Source organism: Pseudomonas sp. R11F (assembly GCF_050312575.1).
Lineage (GTDB): Bacteria > Pseudomonadota > Gammaproteobacteria > Pseudomonadales > Pseudomonadaceae > Aquipseudomonas > Aquipseudomonas palleroniana.
In genome coordinates, this window is record NZ_JBNPJU010000037.1 from 119,082 (window position 1) to 139,082 (window position 20,001).

The 20,001-nt window shown below is 60.6% G+C and carries 17 protein-coding genes; 11 read left to right on the forward strand and 6 right to left on the reverse strand.

The genetic code is table 11. The annotated features are described in order from the left end of the window. The first annotated feature begins 38 nt into the window (after nucleotides 1-38). The 4 genes from ACQRBV_RS10255 (at nucleotide 39) to ACQRBV_RS10270 (ending at nucleotide 5,259) form a co-directional block, all read left to right on the forward strand. Complete coding sequence (locus ACQRBV_RS10255) at nucleotides 39-1,949, forward strand: ATP-binding cassette domain-containing protein (protein WP_411984929.1); 1,911 nt, start codon at nucleotides 39-41, stop codon at nucleotides 1,947-1,949. Continuing rightward, on the forward strand, nucleotides 1,949-2,503 hold the full coding sequence (locus tag ACQRBV_RS10260) for a mechanosensitive ion channel family protein (protein ID WP_060753598.1): 555 nt from the start codon (nucleotides 1,949-1,951) through the stop codon (nucleotides 2,501-2,503). Before ACQRBV_RS10255 ends, ACQRBV_RS10260 begins: the two co-directional genes overlap by 1 nt. A gap of 70 nt (nucleotides 2,504-2,573) precedes the next feature. Then, nucleotides 2,574-3,206, forward strand: coding sequence for a LysE family transporter (locus ACQRBV_RS10265; RefSeq protein WP_104994996.1), 633 nt, complete (start codon nucleotides 2,574-2,576; stop codon nucleotides 3,204-3,206). Nucleotides 3,207-3,360: 154 nt separating this feature from the next. Then, nucleotides 3,361-5,259 carry an FTR1 family protein gene (locus ACQRBV_RS10270; protein ID WP_411984930.1) on the forward strand — a complete coding sequence of 633 codons (1,899 nt, stop codon included), beginning with the start codon at nucleotides 3,361-3,363 and terminating at the stop codon, nucleotides 5,257-5,259. A gap of 124 nt (nucleotides 5,260-5,383) precedes the next feature. Here ACQRBV_RS10270 and elbB read toward each other — a convergent pair whose 3' ends face one another. After that, nucleotides 5,384-6,058, reverse strand: a complete 675-nt coding sequence (gene elbB / locus ACQRBV_RS10275) for an isoprenoid biosynthesis glyoxalase ElbB (RefSeq protein WP_198762578.1) — start codon at nucleotides 6,056-6,058, stop codon at nucleotides 5,384-5,386. Between the two features lie 116 nt (nucleotides 6,059-6,174). Between elbB and ACQRBV_RS10280 the strand changes: the two genes are divergently transcribed. Next, complete coding sequence (locus ACQRBV_RS10280) at nucleotides 6,175-7,410, forward strand: sterol desaturase family protein (RefSeq protein ID WP_244384875.1); 1,236 nt, start codon at nucleotides 6,175-6,177, stop codon at nucleotides 7,408-7,410. Here ACQRBV_RS10280 and ACQRBV_RS10285 read toward each other — a convergent pair. Further along, a complete protein-coding gene (locus ACQRBV_RS10285; RefSeq protein WP_104994993.1) occupies nucleotides 7,391-8,026 on the reverse strand; it encodes a DedA family protein in 636 nt (211 codons plus the stop codon). The genes ACQRBV_RS10280 and ACQRBV_RS10285 overlap by 20 nt on opposite strands. A 209-nt stretch (nucleotides 8,027-8,235) precedes the next feature. Between ACQRBV_RS10285 and hemB the strand changes: the two genes are divergently transcribed. Further along, nucleotides 8,236-9,249, forward strand: a complete 1,014-nt coding sequence (hemB, locus tag ACQRBV_RS10290; RefSeq protein WP_060753592.1) for a porphobilinogen synthase — start codon at nucleotides 8,236-8,238, stop codon at nucleotides 9,247-9,249. A gap of 18 nt (nucleotides 9,250-9,267) precedes the next feature. Next, the gene (gene ppk1, locus ACQRBV_RS10295) at nucleotides 9,268-11,490 is read left to right on the forward strand and encodes a polyphosphate kinase 1 (RefSeq protein ID WP_060753591.1); all 2,223 of its coding nucleotides are present in this window, start codon (nucleotides 9,268-9,270) and stop codon (nucleotides 11,488-11,490) included. A 51-nt stretch (nucleotides 11,491-11,541) separates the two neighbouring features. On the opposite strand, the gene ppx is transcribed toward ppk1, so the two are convergent. Further along, nucleotides 11,542-13,044 (reverse strand): exopolyphosphatase, encoded by a 1,503-nt coding sequence (gene ppx, locus ACQRBV_RS10300; protein ID WP_090368040.1) that lies wholly within the window; start codon nucleotides 13,042-13,044, stop codon nucleotides 11,542-11,544. A 444-nt stretch (nucleotides 13,045-13,488) separates the two neighbouring features. Here ppx and ACQRBV_RS10305 point away from each other — a divergent pair, with 444 nt between their 5' ends. From ACQRBV_RS10305 to ACQRBV_RS10320, 4 genes are all read left to right on the forward strand, one after another. Next, the gene (locus ACQRBV_RS10305) at nucleotides 13,489-14,145 is read left to right on the forward strand and encodes a DUF1120 domain-containing protein (protein WP_104994992.1); all 657 of its coding nucleotides are present in this window, start codon (nucleotides 13,489-13,491) and stop codon (nucleotides 14,143-14,145) included. A gap of 105 nt (nucleotides 14,146-14,250) precedes the next feature. After that, complete coding sequence (locus ACQRBV_RS10310; RefSeq protein WP_104994991.1) at nucleotides 14,251-14,970, forward strand: fimbria/pilus chaperone family protein; 720 nt, start codon at nucleotides 14,251-14,253, stop codon at nucleotides 14,968-14,970. 3 nt (nucleotides 14,971-14,973) lie between these two features. Then, nucleotides 14,974-17,469 carry a fimbria/pilus outer membrane usher protein gene (locus tag ACQRBV_RS10315; RefSeq protein WP_411984931.1) on the forward strand — a complete coding sequence of 832 codons (2,496 nt, stop codon included), beginning with the start codon at nucleotides 14,974-14,976 and terminating at the stop codon, nucleotides 17,467-17,469. Nucleotides 17,470-17,486: 17 nt separating this feature from the next. Beyond that, the gene (locus tag ACQRBV_RS10320; protein WP_411984932.1) at nucleotides 17,487-17,987 is read left to right on the forward strand and encodes a hypothetical protein; all 501 of its coding nucleotides are present in this window, start codon (nucleotides 17,487-17,489) and stop codon (nucleotides 17,985-17,987) included. On the opposite strand, the gene ACQRBV_RS10325 is transcribed toward ACQRBV_RS10320, so the two are convergent. From ACQRBV_RS10325 to ACQRBV_RS10335, 3 genes are read right to left on the reverse strand one after another with little or no spacing between them, the layout of a single operon-like run. Beyond that, nucleotides 17,959-18,696 carry an amino acid ABC transporter ATP-binding protein gene (locus tag ACQRBV_RS10325; protein ID WP_060753585.1) on the reverse strand — a complete coding sequence of 246 codons (738 nt, stop codon included), beginning with the start codon at nucleotides 18,694-18,696 and terminating at the stop codon, nucleotides 17,959-17,961. The genes ACQRBV_RS10320 and ACQRBV_RS10325 overlap by 29 nt on opposite strands. Then, nucleotides 18,683-19,333: an amino acid ABC transporter permease gene (locus ACQRBV_RS10330; RefSeq protein ID WP_060753584.1), complete on the reverse strand. Its 651-nt coding sequence runs from the start codon at nucleotides 19,331-19,333 to the stop codon at nucleotides 18,683-18,685. The genes ACQRBV_RS10325 and ACQRBV_RS10330 overlap by 14 nt, the downstream gene beginning before the upstream one ends. Beyond that, entirely contained in the window at nucleotides 19,330-19,998 is a 669-nt protein-coding gene (locus tag ACQRBV_RS10335; protein ID WP_058426445.1) for an amino acid ABC transporter permease, read from the reverse strand. The genes ACQRBV_RS10330 and ACQRBV_RS10335 overlap by 4 nt, the downstream gene beginning before the upstream one ends. Nucleotides 19,999-20,001: the final 3 nt, after the last annotated feature.

Below are 20,001 nucleotides of genomic sequence, written 5' to 3' on the forward strand. Positions count from 1 at the left end.
GCCAGCGGCCAACGAAGCTGGTAGACTCCGCCGCCATTATGATCCGACTTCAAAGCCTAACATTACAGCGTGGCCCGCAACGTCTTCTCGAAGACGCCGAGCTGACCCTGCACGCCGGTCACAAAGCCGGCCTGATCGGCGCCAACGGCGCCGGAAAATCCACGTTGTTCGCCTTGTTGCTGGGTGAGCTGACCCCGGATTCCGGGGACTGCCTGCTGCCGGCAGACTGGCGTATCGCCCATATGCGCCAGGAGATCGACACGCTGGACCGCATCGCGATCGAGTACGTGCTCGATGGCGACCTGCGTCTGCGCCAGGTGCAAAACGACCTGGCCGAGGCCGAGAAAGCCCAGGACGGCGCTGCCCAGGCCCGCCTGCACTCGGAACTCGACAGCGCCGACGGCTACACCGCCGACGCCCGCGCTCGCAAGATGCTCGCCGGCCTCGGTTTTACCAACGAACAGATGGACCGTCCGGTCGCCGACTTCTCCGGTGGCTGGCGCATGCGCCTGAACCTGGCCCAGGCGCTGATGTGCCCCTCGGATCTGTTGCTGCTCGATGAGCCGACCAACCACTTGGACCTCGATGCGATTCTGTGGCTGGAAGACTTCCTCAAGAGCTATCAGGGCACCTTGTTGCTGATTTCCCACGACCGGGATTTCCTCGACGCCGTGGTCGATAACATCGCCCATGTCGAGCAGAAGAAAATCACCCTCTATCGTGGCGGCTACACCGCGTTCGAGCGTGCGCGTGCCGAGCGTCTGGCCCAGCAGCAACAGGCCTACGAGAAGCAGCAGGCGCAGCGTGCGCACATGGAAAGCTATATCGCAAGGTTCAAGGCCCAGGCCACCAAGGCTCGCCAGGCCCAGAGCCGAATCAAAGCCCTGGAGCGCATGGAAGAGCTGTCGGCGGCCCACGTCGATTCGCCGTTCGATTTCGTGTTCCGCGAGTCGGCCAAGATCTCGAGCCCGCTGCTGGACCTCTCGGATGCTCGCCTGGGTTATGGCGACAAAACCATCCTGGAGAAGGTCAAGCTGCAGCTCACGCCCGGTGCGCGCATTGGTTTGCTCGGTCCCAACGGTGCGGGCAAGTCGACGCTGATCAAGAACCTGTCCGGGGAGCTGTCGCCCTTGGCGGGTCGTTTGACCCGTGGCGAGAACACCGTGGTGGGTTACTTCGCCCAGCATCAACTGGATTCGCTCGACGCCAAGGCCAGCCCTTTGCTGCACCTGCAACGCCTGGCGCCAACCGAGCGCGAGCAGACCTTGCGCGACTTCCTGGGTGGTTTCGACTTCCGCGGTGCGCGCATCGACGAGCCGGTGCTGAACTTCTCCGGCGGCGAAAAAGCCCGCCTGGCCCTGGCGTTGATTGCCTGGGATCGGCCCAACCTGTTGCTGCTCGACGAACCCACCAACCACCTGGACCTCGAAATGCGCCTGGCGCTGACCATGGCCCTGCAGGAGTTCAGTGGCGCGGTATTGGTGGTGTCTCACGACCGCCACTTGCTCAAGAGCACGACCGACAACTTCCTGCTGGTGGCTGACGGCGAAGTTGAAGAGTTCGACGGCGACCTGGATGACTACGCACGCTGGCTGACGGACTACCGCCTGCGCAACGCACCGGTCAGCAACACGCCGATCAACCCGGACAAGACTGACAAGAAGGCCCAGCGCCAGGCTGCCGCCGCGCTGCGCCAACAGTTGGCGCCGCACAAGCGTGAAGCCGACAAGCTGGAAGCTGAACTGGGCAAGGTGCACGAGCGTCTGGCCAAGATCGAGGCCAGCCTGGGCGACAGCGCCGTGTACGAAGCCGCACGCAAGGACGAACTGCGTGACCTGCTGGCCGAACAGGCCAAGCTCAAGGTGCGTGAAGGGCAGTTGGAGGAAGCCTGGATGGAGGCTCTCGAACTGCTGGAAACCTTGCAAGCGGAGTTGGAGGCGCTGTCCTGATGGAGGCGCTGCAATTGCCGTTACCGGCGCAGTGGGTCGAGCCGGTGTGGATTGGCGTGCAAATCCTGCTGATCCTGTTGGCCGGCTACCTCGCGCAACGCTTTGTAGCCAAAGGGCTCACCCGCCTGGGTGAGCGCTACCCATTCCCTCCGCAACTGCTGATGCCCCTGCGCGGTGGTTTGCGCTGGCTGATCATGGGCAGTGCGCTGATCTTCGTGTTGGAGCGCCTGGGTGTCTCCGCCACGGTGCTGTGGACGGCGCTGTCGGGTTTTGTCGCGGTCGCTGCCGTGGCGTTTTTTGCCATGTGGTCGGTGCTGTCCAATCTGTTGTGCGCGATTTTGATTTTTACCGTCGGGCCCTTCCGTCTGGGTGACATCGTCGAACTGATAGACACCCTCGACAAGCCAGGCGTGAAGGGGCGTGTCGTGGCGATCAACCTGCTCTACACCACGCTGGTCGAGTTGGAAGAAGCCGGTACTCACTGCGCAACGGTGCAGGTGCCCAACAGCTTGTTCTTCCAGCGCTCGGTGCGACGCTGGAACACGCCTGTATAAAAATTGATAGCCAGGCTTCGGTGGTCGGAGTTAGCTTAGCGCTTACGACGAATTTGCAACGAGGTGGGTAATGGCTCTCGATACATGGCTGGCCTTTTTCCTGGCCAGTTGGATCATCTCCCTTTCGCCTGGCGCAGGTGCCATCGCCTCGATGTCCAGTGGCCTGCAATATGGCTTTTTGCGCGGCTACTGGAACGCCCTGGGCCTGCAGATTGGCCTGGCGATGCAGATCGCCGTGGTCGCGGGTGGCCTTGGCGCGATTCTGGCGGCGTCTTCCACAGCGTTCTACGCCATCAAATGGTTTGGTGTGGCGTACCTGGTGTACCTGGCGATCAAGCAATGGCGCGCCTTGCCCATGGACATGACCGATGATGCGGCGGGGCGCCCGATCGGCAGGCCGGTGGCGATGATGTTCCGTGGGTTCCTGGTTAACGCCAGCAACCCCAAGGCGCTGGTGTTCATGCTGGCGGTGCTGCCACAGTTCGTGAACCCGCAGGCGCCGTTGCTGATCCAGTACCTGATCCTGGGCGCGACGATGATCAGTGTCGACATGATCGTGATGGCGGGCTACACGGGGCTGGCCTCGAAAGTCCTGCGCCTGTTGCGTACGCCGAAGCAGCAAAAACGCATGAATCGTACGTTTGCCGGGTTGTTCGTGGGGGCCGCGGGTTTCCTGGCCAGCCTGCATCGCGCAACCGCGTAACTGACGAAATTCATTAGAAAGGTGAGAGGGAGCAATTCCCTCCCATCTGGCTTCAAAAAGCCCTAGCCTGCACACATCAATTCACTTACGCCTTGAGTCAAACCCTCTAAAGCACAACAATGTGTTACTTCGTGTTTAGCTTTGAGATTCATTCATGATTGCCCCCTTTCGTTTTCTCGCCTGCCTGCTGTTGCCGGCGCTGATGTCGTGCAGCTTCAATCTGCTGGCTGCGACAGCCGAGGGCGCCCCACAAGCCCTGCATTTGCTGGACTATATTGGCGCTGACTACCCCCCGACGGTGGAAGCCGGCAAGGTGGTTGACGAGTCGGAATACCAGGAACAGGTTGAGTTCCTGGGGGTACTGCAAGGTTTGGTCGCGCAGTTGCCGGAACGGCCTGAGCGTGCAGAGCTGATCAAAGGCGTCGATGAATTGCTGGCGGCGGTTACCGCGCATGAAGACGGTGTGGCTGTTGCCCATCAAGCCCGTCAATTGGGGGCAAAACTAGCAGTGGCTTATGAAGTCAGCCAGGCACCGGCCATCACTCCCGACCCGACCCGCGGCGCACCGCTTTATGCCCAGCATTGCTCGGTGTGCCACGGCACTGCCGGCGCCGGTGACGGCCCGGCCAGCACCGGCATGACCCCGCCACCCGCCAACCTGCGCGATGCCACGCGCCTGGACCGCCTGAGCCTCTACGCGATCTACAACACCCTCGGCCTGGGCGTTGAGGGCACTGACATGCCGTCCTTTGCCGACCAATTGGACGACCGTCAACGCTGGGACCTGGCCACCTACATCGCGGGTTTCACCGCCGACCCGGCTGCCGCCAAAAACGAGCAAGCGTTCAACCTTGCCGACCTCGCTCGTCAGACCCCCAATGAAGTGCTGGCTGCAGACGGCCCGACGGTCGCCGCCACCTTCCGTGCCCAGCGCGCGCAACCGCCGCAGGTCAAGCGTGGCCCGGCGCAGTTGCTCGACTACACCGCTGCCACCCTGGACAAGAGCCTCATCGCGTTCCGCAACGGTGACCACGAGCAGGCGTATGACCTGTCGGTAGCGGCTTACCTGGAGGGCTTCGAGCTGGTGGAAAGCTCCCTGGATAACGTCGACGCCAACGTACGCAAGGACACCGAGAAGGCGTTGATGGCCTATCGACAGTCTCTGCAGGATGGTTTGCCGATCGAGCAGGTGCAGCAGCGCCTGGATGTGGCCAAGGGCAAACTCACCGAGTCTGCCGGCCTGTTGGGCGGTGATGGCCTGAGCTGGTCTCTGAGTTACATCTCGGGCCTGCTGATCCTGTTGCGTGAAGGCCTGGAGGCGATCCTGGTACTGGCGGCGATCCTCGCCTTCCTGCGTAACACCGGCCAGCAATCGGCAGTGCGCAGTGTCAACGTAGGTTGGGGCCTGGCGCTGTTGGCCGGGCTGGGCACTTGGGCATTGGCGGCGTATGTGATTGACGTGAGCGGCGCCCAGCGCGAATTGCTTGAGGGCTGCACCGCGTTGTTCGCCAGTGTGATGGTGTTGTGGCTGGGCGTGTGGATGCATGACCGCCGCCACGCGGCAGCCTGGCAGGATTACATCAAGAGTAGCCTGGTGGGTGGCGGTGGGCGGTTTGGGTTTGCCGTGCTGGCGTTCTTCTCGGTCTATCGCGAGCTGTTCGAAGTGATCCTGTTCTACGAAACCCTGTGGCTGCAAGCCGGCCCGGCCGGGCACAACGCTGTATTGGCCGGTGGCGCCACGGCGCTGGTGCTGCTGGTGGGCCTGGCCTGGGTGATCTTGCGCGGCTCGGCGAAACTGCCATTGGCGCTGTTTTTCGGCATCAACGCCGCGCTGTTGTGCGCACTGTCGGTGGTATTCGCCGGGCACGGTGTGAAGGCTTTGCAGGAAGCCGGTATCTTCGGCACCCGGCCGGTGGCGTTTTTTGACTTCGACTGGCTGGGCATTCATGCCGATGCGTATTCGCTGAGTGCACAGGCGGTGGCGATTCTGGCGATTATGGTGCTGTATGGCCGTAGTCGCCTGGCCGAAAAACGCCGAGCCGTCACCTTGTAGTGAGCGGGCTTGCCCCGCGCTGGGGGGCGAAGCCGCCCTAAATGCAGGCACCTCGGTCTTTCTGGAAATCTGCGGCGTCCTTATTGGGGCGGCTACGCCCCCCAGCGCGGGGCAAGCCCGCTCACTACAAGGGGTGTTCGTTCTCGTGGGTCAGTTCCAAGACGCGATCCACGAGCTTGTTGATGCCTGAAGCGACCTCGCCGATGCGTTTGCCAAGCATATAGGCCGGCGTGCTCACCAGCTTGCGGGCCTTGTCCTCAACGATATCTTCCACCGCGCATTCCTGGTGGGTGGCGCCCATCTTGTCCAGGGCCGCTGCGGTGTCGGGACAGTTGCCGATGGTGCAGGTTACGCCAGGGCCGTAGATTTTTGCGGCCAGGGCAGGGGCGATGCAGATCAGCCCCACGGGTTTGCCGGCCTCTGCAAAAGCTTCCGCCAATGCCAGCAGTTGCGGGTTGACGCTGCAACCGGCTCCTTCCACCGCAAAGTTCGACAGGTTTTTTGCCGCGCCAAATCCGCCGGGCACGATCAGCGCGTCAAAGTCGTCGACGCTCGCTTCGCGAATGTCCTTCACTTCACCACGGGCGATGCGCGCCGACTCCACCAGCACATTGCGCGACTCGGGCATTTCCGCGCCGGTGAGGTGGTTGATCACATGCAATTGCGCGACATCCGGGGCAAAGCATTGAACCTGGGCGCCACGCTGATCGAGGCGCAGCAGGGTGATCACGCTTTCGTGGATCTCTGCGCCGTCGTATACGCCACAGCCCGAAAGGATCACTGCAATCTTTTTGCTCATGAGTACTTCTCCCTATTTCGTGGCGTTAAATGTCTACTAATTTGTCACCTGTTGCCAATGGGATCTCCTGCCGCTACACCTAACCTTGATGTAACAAAAATACATCGGACTAGCCCATGGACTTCGTGCCTTACGCGGTACCGTTTTTCATCGCCTTGATCGTGATCGAGCTGCTCGCCGACCGCTGGCGTGGCGCACGCAACTATCGGGTGGCGGACGCCATCAACAGTCTCAGCACCGGCGTGTTATCGACCACTACGGGGCTCCTGACCAAAGGCGTGGGGCTGTTGACGTACGCCTTCGCTCTCAAGCACCTGGCGTTGATCGAACTGTCGGCCCACAGCGTGTGGACCTGGGTGTTCGCCTTCGTGTTCTACGACTTCTGTTACTACTGGCTCCATCGCATGGGGCATGAGCGCAATATCCTGTGGGCCGCGCACTCGGTGCATCATCAAAGCGAGGACTACAACCTCACCACCGCACTGCGTCAGACCAGCACCGGCTTTCTGTTGAGCTGGATCTTCTATCTGCCCCTGGCCGTGCTCGGGGTGCCGCTGGTGGTGTTTATCAGTGTGGCGTCGCTCAACCTGCTGTACCAATTCTGGGTGCACACCCGTCATGTGCCCAAGCTTGGCTGGTTCGAGTGGTTCTTCGTGACGCCCTCCAATCACCGCGCCCACCATGCACAGAACGCGCTTTACATGGATCGCAATTACGGCGGCGTGTTCATTATTTGGGACCGGCTGTTCGGCTCGTTCCAGGAAGAGGACGATAACGAGCCGGTGATCTTTGGCGTCACCACGCCCCTGGCCAGTTGGAACCCGCTCTGGGCCAACCTGCAGTTTTATGCACAGCTGTGGAACGATGCGCGGCGCACCGAGCGCTGGTGGGACAAGCTGCGCATCTGGTTCATGCGCACCGGCTGGCGCCCGGCGGATGTAAAGGCCAAGTATCCAATGGCCAGGCATGACCTGAGCCAGTTCCGCAAATTCGAGGTGCCGTTGGATACGCGACAGCAGGTTTATATCGCCCTGCAATTTGCCGCGTATGTCGGGTTTGGCAGTTATCTGATGAATTTCGGCGAGGGGTTGCCCACGGCCGCGTTGATACTGGGCTGGAGTGCCATGGCGCTGGGGCTGTTTACCTTGGGCGTGGCCCTTGAGAATCGCCCGTGGGCACTGAAGGCCGAACTCTTGCGGCTGGTGTTGAATGTGCCGCTGGTATGGCTGGCGCCGCTGGTCGGGCTATGGCCGGCCAGCCATCTGGGCTGGCTGGGCCTGTTGAGCTACAGCCTGCTCAGCGTGATTGGCCTCTACTGCTGCAGAAGCCAGGTTACTCGACTGGTGTCTTAGGGGGGGCGACAGGGACCGGCTCGGCTGCCAGTCGGGCCTTGGCCTCGGCGCAGGCCTCGCGGGCGATGCGGGCGTTTTTGATCCGACGACGCAGCCACAGGCCGAAGCCCAGTGCCAGCAACGCGCCCAATACCCACAGCTCGTACTTCTTGATGCTGCCCAGCATGCCTTCCAACACTGCGCCGAAGTGGTACGCCGCAGCGCCCAGGGCCACCGCCCACACAGCGGCGCCAATACCGTTGAGGATCAGATAACGCAATGGCGGGTAGCCGGAAAGGCCAATCGCTACGGGCATTACCGTGCGTAACCCGTAGACGAAGCGGAAACTCAGCACCCAGATATCCGGATGTTTGCGGATATGTTCCAGGGCCTTGTCGCCCATCAATTGCCAGCGCGGTTTGCGCGCCAGCAGCTTGCGACCGTGTTTGCGGCCCATGTAGTACCAAAGCTGGTCACCGGCGTAGCTGCCGAAAAAGGCAACGACGACCACCAGGTTGATATCCATGTAGCCACGGAACGCCAGGAAGCCTGCGAGGACCAGAATGGTCTCGCCTTCGAAAAAGGTGCCCAGGAAGAGCGCAAAGTAGCCGAAGTCATGCAGAAATTGTTGAAGCATGGTCTGGGGATGCTGGCGAAATGAACGCGCAGCCTACGCCTTCGCGAACATTCATGAAAGTATCGAGATGTGTCACGAAGTGAACAAATCCTACATAAACGACGAATGCGACTACAGGTCGCATCGATAAGCACAACTGTCATTCCTTCGTCATAATGGCCGCTTATAACTGCAACGCTCGCCCGTAAACGCGGGCTCAGGAGTCTGTCGTGAGCTTTACCCCTGCCCATCGCCTGTTTCCCGCCACCCGTCTGCGTCGCAATCGTCGTGATGATTTTTCCCGCCGTCTGGTGCGTGAAAATGTACTGACTACGAATGATCTGATCTTGCCGGTCTTTGTGCTGGACGGGGAAAATCGCCGGGAAACGGTGGCCTCGATGCCGGGTGTGGAGCGCTTGACCATTGATTTGCTGCTTGAAGAAGCGGCCGGTTGGGTTGAATTGGGGATCCCGGCGTTGGCGCTGTTCCCCGTGACCCCACCTGAACTCAAGTCGCTGGATGCTGCGCAAGCCTGGAACCCCGACGGGATCGCCCAGCGCGCTACCCGCGCCCTGCGTGAACGGTTCCCGGAGTTGGGGGTGATCACCGACGTGGCCCTGGACCCGTTCACCACCCACGGGCAGGATGGCATTCTTGACGAAGACGGCTATGTTCAGAACGACATCACTGTCGATGCGCTGGTCAAACAGGCACTGTCCCACGCTGCGGCAGGTGCCCAGGTCGTTGCGCCCTCGGACATGATGGATGGCCGCATCCAGGCGATTCGCGAAGCCCTGGAACTGGCCGGCCACGTCAATGTGCGGATCATGGCCTATTCGGCCAAGTACGCCAGTGCCTATTACGGCCCATTCCGCGATGCGGTGGGTTCGGCGCTGAACCTGGGCAAGGCCAACAAGGCTTCGTACCAGATGGACCCGGCCAACAGCCATGAAGCCCTGCACGAAGTGGCGGCCGACCTGGCCGAAGGCGCCGACATGGTCATGGTCAAGCCAGGGATGCCTTACCTGGACATCCTTTACCGGGTCAAAGAGGAATTCAAGGTGCCGACCTTTGTCTATCAGGTCAGCGGTGAATACGCCATGCACATGGCCGCGATCCAGAATGGTTGGTTGAGTGAAGGGGTGATCCTCGAATCCCTGACAGCCTTTAAACGTGCCGGCGCCGATGGCATTCTGACCTACTTCGCCGCCCGCGCTGCCCAATTGCTTAGAGAGCAACAATAGCCCTCACAGGAACACTCGATGAATACCGAAGGACTTACAGAAGTTGCCGTAAAAGACGCTCACCCGGTGGTTGAACAAGTCACCGAGACCCCGCCGGAGCTGGAGCCGGCACCGCCTGCCGTGGCGACTGAGCCACCTGTGCCGGCCCCGGTTCCCGTCGTGACCAACCTGGATGACAGCAGCCTGTACATCCACCGCGAGCTGTCGCAACTGCAATTCAACATCCGCGTGCTGGAGCAGGCGCTGGATGAGTCCTACCCGCTGCTGGAGCGGCTCAAGTTCCTGCTGATCTTCTCCAGCAACCTGGACGAGTTCTTCGAGATCCGTGTCGCCGGCCTCAAGAAACAGATCACTTTCGCCCGCGAGCAAGCCGGTGCCGATGGCCTGCAGCCGCATCAGGCCCTGGCCCGCATCAGCGAGCTGGTTCACGGCCAAGTGGATCGCCAGTACGCGATCCTCAATGACATCCTGTTGCCTGAACTGGAGAAGCATCAGGTCCGTTTTATCCGTCGTCGTCACTGGACCACCAAGATCAAGACCTGGGTGCGCCGCTACTTCCGCGACGAGATTTCACCGATCATCACCCCGATTGGCCTCGACCCGACGCACCCGTTCCCGTTGCTGGTGAACAAAAGCCTGAACTTCATCGTGGAACTCGAAGGCATCGACGCCTTCGGTCGCGACTCGGGCCTGGCGATTATCCCGGCGCCGCGCTTGCTGCCACGGATCATCAAGGTACCGGAAGAGGTCGGTGGGGCTGGCGACAACTATGTATTCCTGTCGTCGATGATCCATGCACACGCCGATGACCTGTTCCAGGGCATGAAGGTCAAGGGCTGCTACCAGTTCCGCCTGACCCGTAACGCCGACCTGGCGCTGGATTCCGAAGACGTCGAAGACTTGGCCCGTGCCCTGCGCGGTGAGCTTTTCTCGCGGCGCTACGGCGATGCGGTGCGCCTGGAAGTGGCCGATACCTGCCCGAAACACCTGTCGGACTATTTGCTCAAGCAGTTCAACCTGGGCGAGACCGAGCTGTATCAGGTCAATGGCCCTGTGAACCTGACGCGCCTGTTCAGCATCACCGGCCTGGACAGCCACCCGGAGCTGCAATACACGCCATTCACCCCGCAGATCCCGAAGCTGCTGCAAAACAGCGAGAACATCTTCAACGTCGTGAGCAAGCAGGACATCCTGCTGCTGCACCCGTTCGAGTCCTTCACCCCGGTGGTCGACCTGCTGCGCCAGGCTGCCAAGGACCCGCATGTGCTCGCTGTGCGCCAGACGCTGTACCGTTCCGGCGCCAACTCGGAAATCGTGGATGCATTGGTCGACGCTGCGCGTAACGGCAAGGAAGTCACCGCGGTGATCGAACTGCGTGCACGCTTTGACGAAGAGTCCAACCTGCAACTGGCCAGCCGCCTGCAAGCGGCCGGTGCGGTGGTGATCTACGGTGTGGTCGGTTTCAAGACCCACGCCAAGATGATGCTGATCCTGCGCCGCGAAGCCGGTGAGATCGTCCGTTATGCCCACTTGGGTACCGGTAACTACCACGCCGGCAACGCGAAGCTCTATACCGACTACAGCCTGCTGACCTCCGACGATGCGTTGTGTGAAGACGTTGGCAAGTTGTTCAGCCAGTTGATCGGCATGGGCAAGACCCTGCGCATGAAGAAGCTGCTGCATGCGCCGTTTACGCTCAAGAAGGGCATGCTCGACATGATTGCCCGCGAGACCCAGTTCGCCCTCGACGGCAAGCCGGCGCACATCATCGCCAAGTTCAACTCGCTGACCGATCCGAAAATCATCCGCGCGCTCTACAAGGCCAGCCAGTCCGGTGTGCGCATCGACCTGGTGGTGCGTGGCATGTGCTGCCTGCGCCCAGGCATTGTGGGGGTGTCGCATAACATCCATGTGCGCTCGATCATCGGTCGTTTCCTGGAGCACACGCGGGTCTTCTACTTCCTCAACGGAGGCGAAGAGCAGATGTTCCTCTCCAGCGCCGACTGGATGGAGCGCAACCTCGATAAGCGTGTAGAGACATGCTTCCCGGTGGAAGGCAAGAAGCTGATCATGCGGGTCAAGAAGGAGCTGGAAAGCTACCTCACCGACAACACGCATAGTTGGAGCCTGCAATCGGACGGCCGCTACGTGCGCAACACGCCAACCGGCAACCAGAACCCGCGCAGTGCGCAGGCGACGTTGCTGGAGAAGTTGGGTAGCCCGATTCTCACCGTGAACTAAAAAGTGTGGGAGGGGGCAAGCCCCCTCCCACAATTTGTTTTGTTCTTTGGGTCAGCGCACGTTCAGGCTGAACCCCACCCGCGTCAGCCACTCCGCTTCCTGGGCGAAATCCGCCTGGGTCAACTGGTTTTCATCCAGCCAGCCTTTGGGGAATACCACGTCGAGGCTGTCGCCGTTGGCCCTCAGGGTCACTTGAGGCATTTCCTGGGTGCCACGGATGTGGTGGAACAGGATCGCAAAGCGCAGCAGCGCACACAGGCGTATCAGCTTGATGCCGTCGTCGCCGAATTCGGCAAACTTGTCCTTGGGAATATTGCGGCGGTGGCCGCGCACCAGGAGGGCGAGCATCTGCTGGTCTTCCCGCGAGAAGCCTGCGAGGTCGGAGTGCTCGATCAGGTAGGCGCCGTGCTTGTGGTAATGATAGTGGGCGATGTCCAGACCCACTTCATGCACCTTGGCGGCCCAGCCGAGCAACTCGCGCCATACGCCGTCTTCCAGGTCCCAATCCGCGGCCACCTGGTCGAACGCATGCAAAGCCTTGCGCTCTACGCGAATCGCTTGTTCCAGGTCGACGTGGTAGCGCTCCATCAGCGAGCTGAGGGTACGCTCACGCACGTCCTCATGGTGATGGCGCCCCAACAGGTCATAGAGCACGCCTTCGCGCAGGGCGCCATCGCAGTGGTCCATGCGTTGCAGTTCGAGGGCGTCGAAGATCGCTTCGAGAATCGCAAGGCCGGCCGGGAAGATGGTGCGACGGTCGGGCTTGATGCCATCGAAGTCGATTTTCTCGGCATCGCCCAGCTTGAACAATTTGCGCTTGAGCCACGCCAGCCCTTCGGCGTTGACCTCGCCGGTGCCATGGCCGCCGGCTTTCAAGGCCAGGCCGATGGCGCGGATGGTGCCGGACGAGCCGATGGCCTCATCCCAGGTCAGGCGGTGCAGGGCGTGCTCGATGCTCATGATCTCCAACCGTGCCGCCGTGTAGGCCTGGGCGTAGCGCGCCGGGGTGATCTTGCCGTCCTTGAAATAACGCTGGGTGTAACTGACGCAACCCATCTGCAGGCTTTCACGCAGCAGTGGTTCGAAGCGCTGGCCGATGATGAACTCGGTACTGCCGCCGCCGATGTCCGCCACCAGGCGTTTGCCCGGAGTGTCGGCCAGGGTGTGGGAAACGCCGAGGTAGATCAGGCGGGCTTCTTCACGGCCGGAGATGACTTCTACCGGGTGCCCGAGGATTTCTTCGGCGCGATGGATGAAGTCGTTGCGGTTACGCGCTTCGCGCAATGCGTTGGTGCCCACGATCCGTACGGAGCCCGGGGGCATTCCGTTGATCAGTTGGGCAAAGCGCTTGAGGCAGTCGAGCCCGCGCTGCATGGATTCTTCATTGAGTTGACGCTCGTCGTCGATCCCGGCAGCCAGCTGTACTTTTTCGCCGAGCCGCTCAAGGATGCGGATTTCGCCGTTCTGGGCCTTGGCCACGACCATGTGAAAGCTGTTGGAGCCCAGGTCGATGGCGGCGATCAGGGACAGATTCTTGGCTTGGGATTGCGGCATGGTTTGGGGTCTCGGTCGATAACCTTGCCATCGTGCCACGATCGACCGCTGGCGCCAACGCGTTGTGCTTCGGGAATTTCTCTGAGGCTGTACGTGAGACTTTTTTGTAGGAAATGTAGGTTGTCTTTCCAGGCTTTTGTAGAGGTGCTTCTGGGGCGGCGTAGGATATTTAACTAGTGTAGGTTTTAAGTCCGATTATGATTTTGCCTACAATCCAGGCGTGCAGTTTTTATTCCTTATGTTAGTTGAACCTACCGTTGGAGGTTTCCACGCTGACAGTTTCTTTTTACCGCTCCCACAATAATTGAGGTGCCGTCTTATTCTTTAGTCAACTACCAAGCGAACAGACTGTCACTCGGCAATTTTGCCGTGGTGTTATTTATTTATGGCTTGTCTTGTAAAGAAAAATAAATACACCTGATAACTTTTTGTGACAGGTTGAATATGAAAAAAATTGTTGGATTGACTCTTGGTATCGCTTGCCTGGCCGCAACCCTCAATGCACAGGCTTCCACTACTGCCGAGCTGATCGTCAGGGGTACGATCAAACCGGCGGCGTGTAACCTCAGCATGACCGGCGGCGGCATTATCAACTACGGCGAAATTCCTTCGGGTCAACTGCTCCCGACGGCATTCAATCCGCTTGCGGAAAGGACTACCCCGCTGACCGTCAGTTGCGGTACCACGCCCGCCAAGTTCGGGCTGAAATTTGTCGACCTGCAGGCCGGCAGCAAGGTGCCTGGCATCCTGAATACGCTTGGCGCGGGCTATACCGAGACGCATAACTTTGGCCTGGGCCTTGTGTCTGGCCGCAAGACCGGCGGTTTTGCCGTCACCCTGAAGGATCTCAGGGCTTCGGCCGTTGTGCTCAACCCCATCATGCGTATCGGCGCCGGTGCCTGGCAGAACAGTGACGGAAAAGTCGCGCAGTCGCCTACCCAATACTCCTGGCGATCCGGCGTCACTGCCGTTCCCGCTCCGGTCGCACAACTGACCGGGACTATCGCTGTCAGGGCGGTGATCAATAAAGGCCAGGATCTGGACCTGAGTCGCGACATTACCCTGGATGGGCGCGCGACACTTGAACTGAGCTACATCTAAGCGACTGGAATACAGCCGATCAGGAAACTGACTCGTTTCTTGTCGGCTGTTTCTAAGTGGATTTCAGTTTATCAATTGTCACTTCCCTGTCGTGGAGCGTACTGAGTGCCCAGTCTTTCAGTAGTAAGTCATTCGTGGTTGTTATATGCAGGGTTGTTCTTGTGTTTTATCGGCGTTGCAACTGCGGACGGTATGTTGCCGGAAACTACAGTGGTTGTGCTTTATGAAGCGCAGGGCGAAGCCACCATCAATATAAAAAATACCGATGCGACGCCGGCGCTGCTGCATTCGGTCATTGAAAACATACCGGAAGATCCTGAGCCGCTATTGATTGTTACACCGCCCATTACGCGTGTGGAGGCCGGTGAGACTCAGTTGGTGCGTTTCATCAGTACCCTTGAGGCGCCACTCCAGGCCCAGCGGCTGAAGCGAGTGACCTTCGAGGGGATTCCCCAGGCACGTGCGGCGGGTGGTGCGACCATTGGTATCACCCTGCGGCAGAATTTACCGCTGATCCTGCATCCGCGAGACCTGCCGGTACATCAAACTCCTTGGGAACTGCTGAAGTGGGTACAGGCGGGGGAGCGCCTCACCGTTCACAACGACAGCCTTTATGTGGTGCGCCTTGCGCCGGAGGTGCAATTGCTGCCACGAAGGTCTGCGGCTACTTTGCCACGGACCTACATTTTGCCGGGTGAAACCCTGACGGTGAGGGTTGACGGCGGGCTAGAGGGCTTGACTGAGGTCGAGATTCAACCGGCCACGGTCTATGGGTTTTCGGCGGACAGCTATCGGGCCCTTATCAATGTCAGTGGGGTTGATTGACCCATGACATCGAGTAACAGACTTGTCGCATCGTTATGGCCCAGGCGACCCAGCCTGTTTGTGGGGGTTGCGACGCTATGGAGCTTGCCCGGCCTCGTCCCCGCACTGGAGCTGGGGGAAGGTTTCGACTTGGCGGCGCTGACCACGCACGGTATTGATCCGAAGGTTTCCGACTACTTTCGCAGTGCCGCGCGTTTTCGCGAAGGTGTGCATGTGGTGGGATTGCGGATCAATGGAAACCCGCTTGGGTTGGTGGATGCGCAGTTCGACGCACAAGGGCAGCTGTGTTTTACCCCGGGCTTGCTGGATAAAGCAGGCTTGGTGAAGCCCGCCGGTCTTGTCCGTGAAGGCGACGCCTCGAGTGCGGCCTGCCATGATTTCCTTGGCGCCTTCCCGACGACGATGGTGCGGCTTCGGCCCGGCAGCAATGAAGTGGCGCTGGTGGTACCCACTCAATCACTGCGTGAGCCGCAATGGGAAGCCGCAGACTTTTCCCGAGGCGGCGCCGCGGCGTTGTTCAACTATGACGTGCAGGGGTTTGACAGCCGCTCGCGCAGCGGGCCGAGCCGATTCGTTTCGGCCTATACCGAGGCAGGTTTCAACTTGGGCGATTGGATTGTTCGCAGTCGTCAATTCTATGTATCCGACAACGGGAACGCCCGAACCGAGCATCTCTATGCTTACGCCCAGCGGGACATCGCTGCACTGCAGTCGACTTTCCAGGCCGGCCAGATTTCCACGAATAATCCGCTGTTTGGCGGTATCCAGTTATCGGGTGTGCAGTTTTCTCCTGATGGCCAGTCGCGAGCGCCGGCAGGCAGCAACAACGCCGTGGTGGAGGGGCTGGCCCAAAGCCAATCGCGAATTGAGGTGCGTCAGTCGGGCGTCTTGATCCACAGCACGCTGGTGCCTGAAGGGCCTTTCAGGTTTACGGGCTTGCCTCTGCTCAACGGTACCAGCGACCTGGAGGTCAGCGTCATCGATGTGCGTGGCGCCAAGCGCAACTTCGTGGTGCCCGCGGCCTCTTTCGCGGGAGCTGCGCCGGCTGCGCCCGGTTACTATTTTTCCCTCGGCAAGATACGGGATAACACGCTGGATGAGGCGCCATCGCCCGTCGTCGCCATGGGCAGTGGCACTTGGGGTGTGGGGCGCGATTCGTCAGCCGGGTTCGGTGTGTTGGGCACCGCTGAATACGGGGCGGCCGGCGGTACGCTGAGCAGTGTATTTTTCCAGCGGGTTTCCGTCGGGGCACGTCATAACCTGTCCCGGGACAGTCGCAACGCGGTATCCGGCTCGCGCAGCAGCGTCACCGTAAGCAGCCCGGTGGCCGCCAACGTTGATCTCAACCTCAGTTCGACCCAGCAGACCCGGGGTTACCGCGAGGTCGTTGAAGCGGGCCGCCGAACCACGGCCGATGAGCTGGGGTCGCGCTTCAAGCATCAGTACACGGCGGGTGTGAGCTGGGTTGAACCTACGTTGGGAGTGTTCTCCCTGGGCTATACCCGCAGTGCTCAATTTGACGGGCAAACCGCCGAGCATGTGTTTGCTGCCTGGAACAAGTCGTTCCGCTACGCCGATGTGGCATTGGTCGCTGATTCACAGGTGGGTGGCTCTCAGTCCCGCCATGACGCCGGGCGCGATGACCGCCGCCGTGAGCGTGACCTGGACAATGACTTGTCCGTGCGACTGCAGGTCAGCATGCCCCTGGGTGGCGAGCGCCGTGTAAACAGTTACGTCAGCCGGCGTGGGAATCAGGCCCGTGCCGGCACTGCGTTCAGTGAGCGGGTCAATGACTACGTGCGTTACGAGGTGGGCACCGAGCGTGACCTCAGTAATCGGGAGCAGTCGGTTCGTGGCCAGGTGGACCTGACGCCCCGTTATACCCGACTCGGTCTGGGGGTCAGCCGAGATGCCCAGGGCAGTAGCTATACAGGGCAGTTGCAAGGGGGCGTCGTGGCCCACGCCGGCGGGCTGACATTCTCGCCTTACACCGTGCAGGACACGTTTGGGATCGCCTCGGTGGGCGACATCGGCGCTGCAAGAATCGACACCCCGCAGGGGCCGGTGTGGACCGATTTCAAAGGGCAGGCGGTGATCCCTGGCTTGCCCGCGTACACCAGCAGCCGTCTTGAAGTTCAGACCCGGTCCTTGCCCAAGCGTGTTGACTTGAAGAACGGCACCCAGGTGCTCGCGGCCGGGCGAGGGTCGGTCAATACCGTGGCGTTCGAGGTGGTCAAAGTGCGCCGCGTCCTGCTGACTGCCAGTGACTCACAAGGTCGACCTCTGCCCCAGGGTGCTGCGGTCTTCGACAAGCACAATCGTTTTCTGACCAGTGTGGTGGGAGAGGGCATGATTTTCCTGAACGACCTTAACGACGCGCAAGATTTGCGGGTTTCCTTGTCGGACTCTTCCTCGTGTGTGTTGGACCTTGCCGTAAATGCCCAGCCCGACAATGACAAGTTCTACGAGACAGCCTCGGCGGTGTGCCATGGCCGTTAAGCTGAAATGCATGGGGCTTGCACTGTTCTGCACGGTATCGGTGGCCCAGGGCGTTCGGGCACTGTCGGCTCTCGCTGAGCCAGTCGCGCATCGACTATGGCGTTGTTCACCGCGAGGCGTTGCGCGAAAGCCCGACGGTGACGCTCGGTTCGCGCACGCTGCACTTGAGCGTGCTGTGTGCAGAGCCTTCGGCCATCGCGTTGCGATTCATTGGCGCGGCAGATGGGCGAGGTTTCCGGTTCGGGCAACAGGGGCGCCTGCGGCTGAGTCTCAAGCATGCCCTGATGGATGGGCGCGCCGTCGATTGGGGGCTGGCACACCTGCTCGGTGAGGCCACTCGCGGGCAGTTGTTACCGGGCCAGGTCCTGATGGCACGAGCATTGGGCAAAAGGCTGACGGCCCAGGTCGATGTCGACACTGACCTGCCTGCCGATGCCTTTGAGGTGCGCTATCAGACGGTACTGGAAAGCCAGGGCAATTTCGAACTGGTCAGTCCGGCTGTTCCACTGAACCGATGAAATTGGCGAACTCCGGGGTTTGCGGGTTGGCAAACAACACCTTGGGATCGCCCACTTCATGCACCTTGCCCTGGTGCATGAACACCAGCTTGTCGCCGACTTCCCGGGCAAAGCGCATTTCGTGGGTCACCATGATCAAGGTCATGCCGTCCTTGGCCAGTTGGCGCACGACGCTGAGTACTTCATTGACCAGCTCCGGGTCGAGGGCCGAGGTTATCTCGTCACACAGCAACACTTTGGGCGACATGGCCAGGGCACGGGCAATCGCTACTCGCTGTTGTTGGCCGCCAGAGAGGCGATCGGGGAATGCGTCGAATTTTTCCCCAAGGCCGACCCGCTCCAGCATCTGGCGGGCCAGTTGTGCCGCCTTGGCCTTGGGCACTTTCTGCACCACCTGGGGTGCCAGCATCACATTCTCACCGACCGTCAGGTGCGGGAACAGGTTGAATTGCTGGAACACCATGCCGACTTTCTGTCGCAGGCTGCGCAGGTCGGCGCGGGCGGCGTCCAGGTACTCGCCATCGACTTCGATCACGCCATCGTTAATGGACTCCAGACCATTGAGGGTGCGCAGCAGGGTGGATTTACCCGAGCCGCTGCGGCCGATGATGGCTACCACTTGGCCTTCATCCACCGTCAGGTCGATGCCCTTGAGTACATGATGGTCGCCGTAATACTTATGCAGGGCGGAAATTCTAAGCAGAGGCATGCAGTCTCCTTTCCAGGTAGCGCGCACTGAGGGACAAGGGGTAGCAGAGCAAAAAGTAACCAAGGGCCACCAGGCCATAGACCATGAAGGGCTCGAAGGTGGCGTTGGCGAGCATGCCGCCGGTCTTGGTCAATTCGGTGAAGCCGATGATCGAAGTCACGGCGGTGCCTTTGACCACTTGCACCGAGAAACCCACGGTGGGGGCCACTGCAATGCGCAGGGCCTGGGGCAGAATGACGTAGCGCAGTTGTTCAAGCGGGTTCAGCGCCAGGCTGGCCGACGCTTCCCACTGCCCATGGGCGATGGAGTCGACGCAGCCGCGCCAGATTTCAGCGAGGTAGGCGCTGGTGAACAGGGTCAGGGCAATCGCCGCCGCCAGCCACGGTGAGATATCCACCCCGAGCAGGGCGATGCCGAAAAACACCAGGAACAGTTGCATCAGCAGCGGCGTGCCCTGAAACAGTTCGATGTAGGTACGGGCGACATTGCGCGGGAAGGCCTTGCGGCTGATACGCATCGTCATGACCAGCAGGCCGATCACGCCGCCGCCGATGAATGCCACCAGCGACAATATCAAGGTCCACTGCAGGCCGGTGGCCAGGTTGCGCACGATATCCCAGAAGGAAAAATCACTCATCGGCTGTTCCTCATCACAAATCGGCGACCGATCCAGTTGAGCAACTGACGAATCATCAGTGCCATGCACAGGTAGACCAAGGTGGTCAGGGCATAGGTTTCAAAGGCTCGGAAGTTGCGCGACTGGATAAAGTTGGCGGCAAAGCTGAGTTCCTCGGTGGCGATCTGCGAACACACCGCCGAACCGAGCATCACGATAATGATCTGGCTGCTCAGGGCCGGCCAGACTTTGCCCAGCGCCGGCAGCAATACCACGTGGCGAAACGCTTCGAAGCGCGTCATTGCCAGCGCGGCGGCGGCTTCCAGTTGCCCGCGAGGGATGGCCTGGATACCGGCGCGGATGATCTCGGTTGAGTAAGCGCCCAGGTTGATCACCATTGCCAGCACGGCGGCTTGCCACTCGGTGATTTTCAGCCCCAGGGACGGCAGGCCGAAAAAGATGAAAAACAACTGCACCAGGAACGGCGTGTTGCGGATCAACTCGACATACACACCGAACAGCCAGGCAAATGGCTGAATCTTCCACGCCCGCACCACGGCACCGACTGTGCCCAGGGCCACCCCCAGGATTGCGCCGATGGCTGTCAGCTCAAGGGTGAACAAGGCGCCACGCAACAGCAGATCGGTATTGGCCAGCACCGGCACAAAGTCGAATTGATAGGCCATGGA

Bases quoted from the DNA above. Each gene is read 5' to 3' on its own strand.
- ACQRBV_RS10305 (WP_104994992.1), top strand. From the start codon at position 13,489: ATGAAAAAAATTGTTGGATTGACTCTTGGTATCGCTTGCCTGGCCGCA.
- ppk1 (WP_060753591.1), top strand. From the start codon at position 9,268: ATGAATACCGAAGGACTTACAGAAGTTGCCGTAAAAGACGCTCACCCG.
- ACQRBV_RS10285 (WP_104994993.1), bottom strand. From the start codon at position 8,026: ATGCTTCAACAATTTCTGCATGACTTCGGCTACTTTGCGCTCTTCCTG.
- ACQRBV_RS10325 (WP_060753585.1), bottom strand. From the start codon at position 18,696: ATGCCTCTGCTTAGAATTTCCGCCCTGCATAAGTATTACGGCGACCAT.
- ACQRBV_RS10255 (WP_411984929.1), top strand. From the start codon at position 39: ATGATCCGACTTCAAAGCCTAACATTACAGCGTGGCCCGCAACGTCTT.
- ACQRBV_RS10270 (WP_411984930.1), top strand. From the start codon at position 3,361: ATGATTGCCCCCTTTCGTTTTCTCGCCTGCCTGCTGTTGCCGGCGCTG.
- elbB (WP_198762578.1), bottom strand. From the start codon at position 6,058: ATGAGCAAAAAGATTGCAGTGATCCTTTCGGGCTGTGGCGTATACGAC.
- ACQRBV_RS10315 (WP_411984931.1), top strand. From the start codon at position 14,974: ATGACATCGAGTAACAGACTTGTCGCATCGTTATGGCCCAGGCGACCC.
- ACQRBV_RS10260 (WP_060753598.1), top strand. From the start codon at position 1,949: ATGGAGGCGCTGCAATTGCCGTTACCGGCGCAGTGGGTCGAGCCGGTG.
- ACQRBV_RS10330 (WP_060753584.1), bottom strand. From the start codon at position 19,333: ATGAGTGATTTTTCCTTCTGGGATATCGTGCGCAACCTGGCCACCGGC.
- ACQRBV_RS10335 (WP_058426445.1), bottom strand. From the start codon at position 19,998: ATGGCCTATCAATTCGACTTTGTGCCGGTGCTGGCCAATACCGATCTG.
- ACQRBV_RS10280 (WP_244384875.1), top strand. From the start codon at position 6,175: ATGGACTTCGTGCCTTACGCGGTACCGTTTTTCATCGCCTTGATCGTG.
- ppx (WP_090368040.1), bottom strand. From the start codon at position 13,044: ATGCCGCAATCCCAAGCCAAGAATCTGTCCCTGATCGCCGCCATCGAC.
- ACQRBV_RS10265 (WP_104994996.1), top strand. From the start codon at position 2,574: ATGGCTCTCGATACATGGCTGGCCTTTTTCCTGGCCAGTTGGATCATC.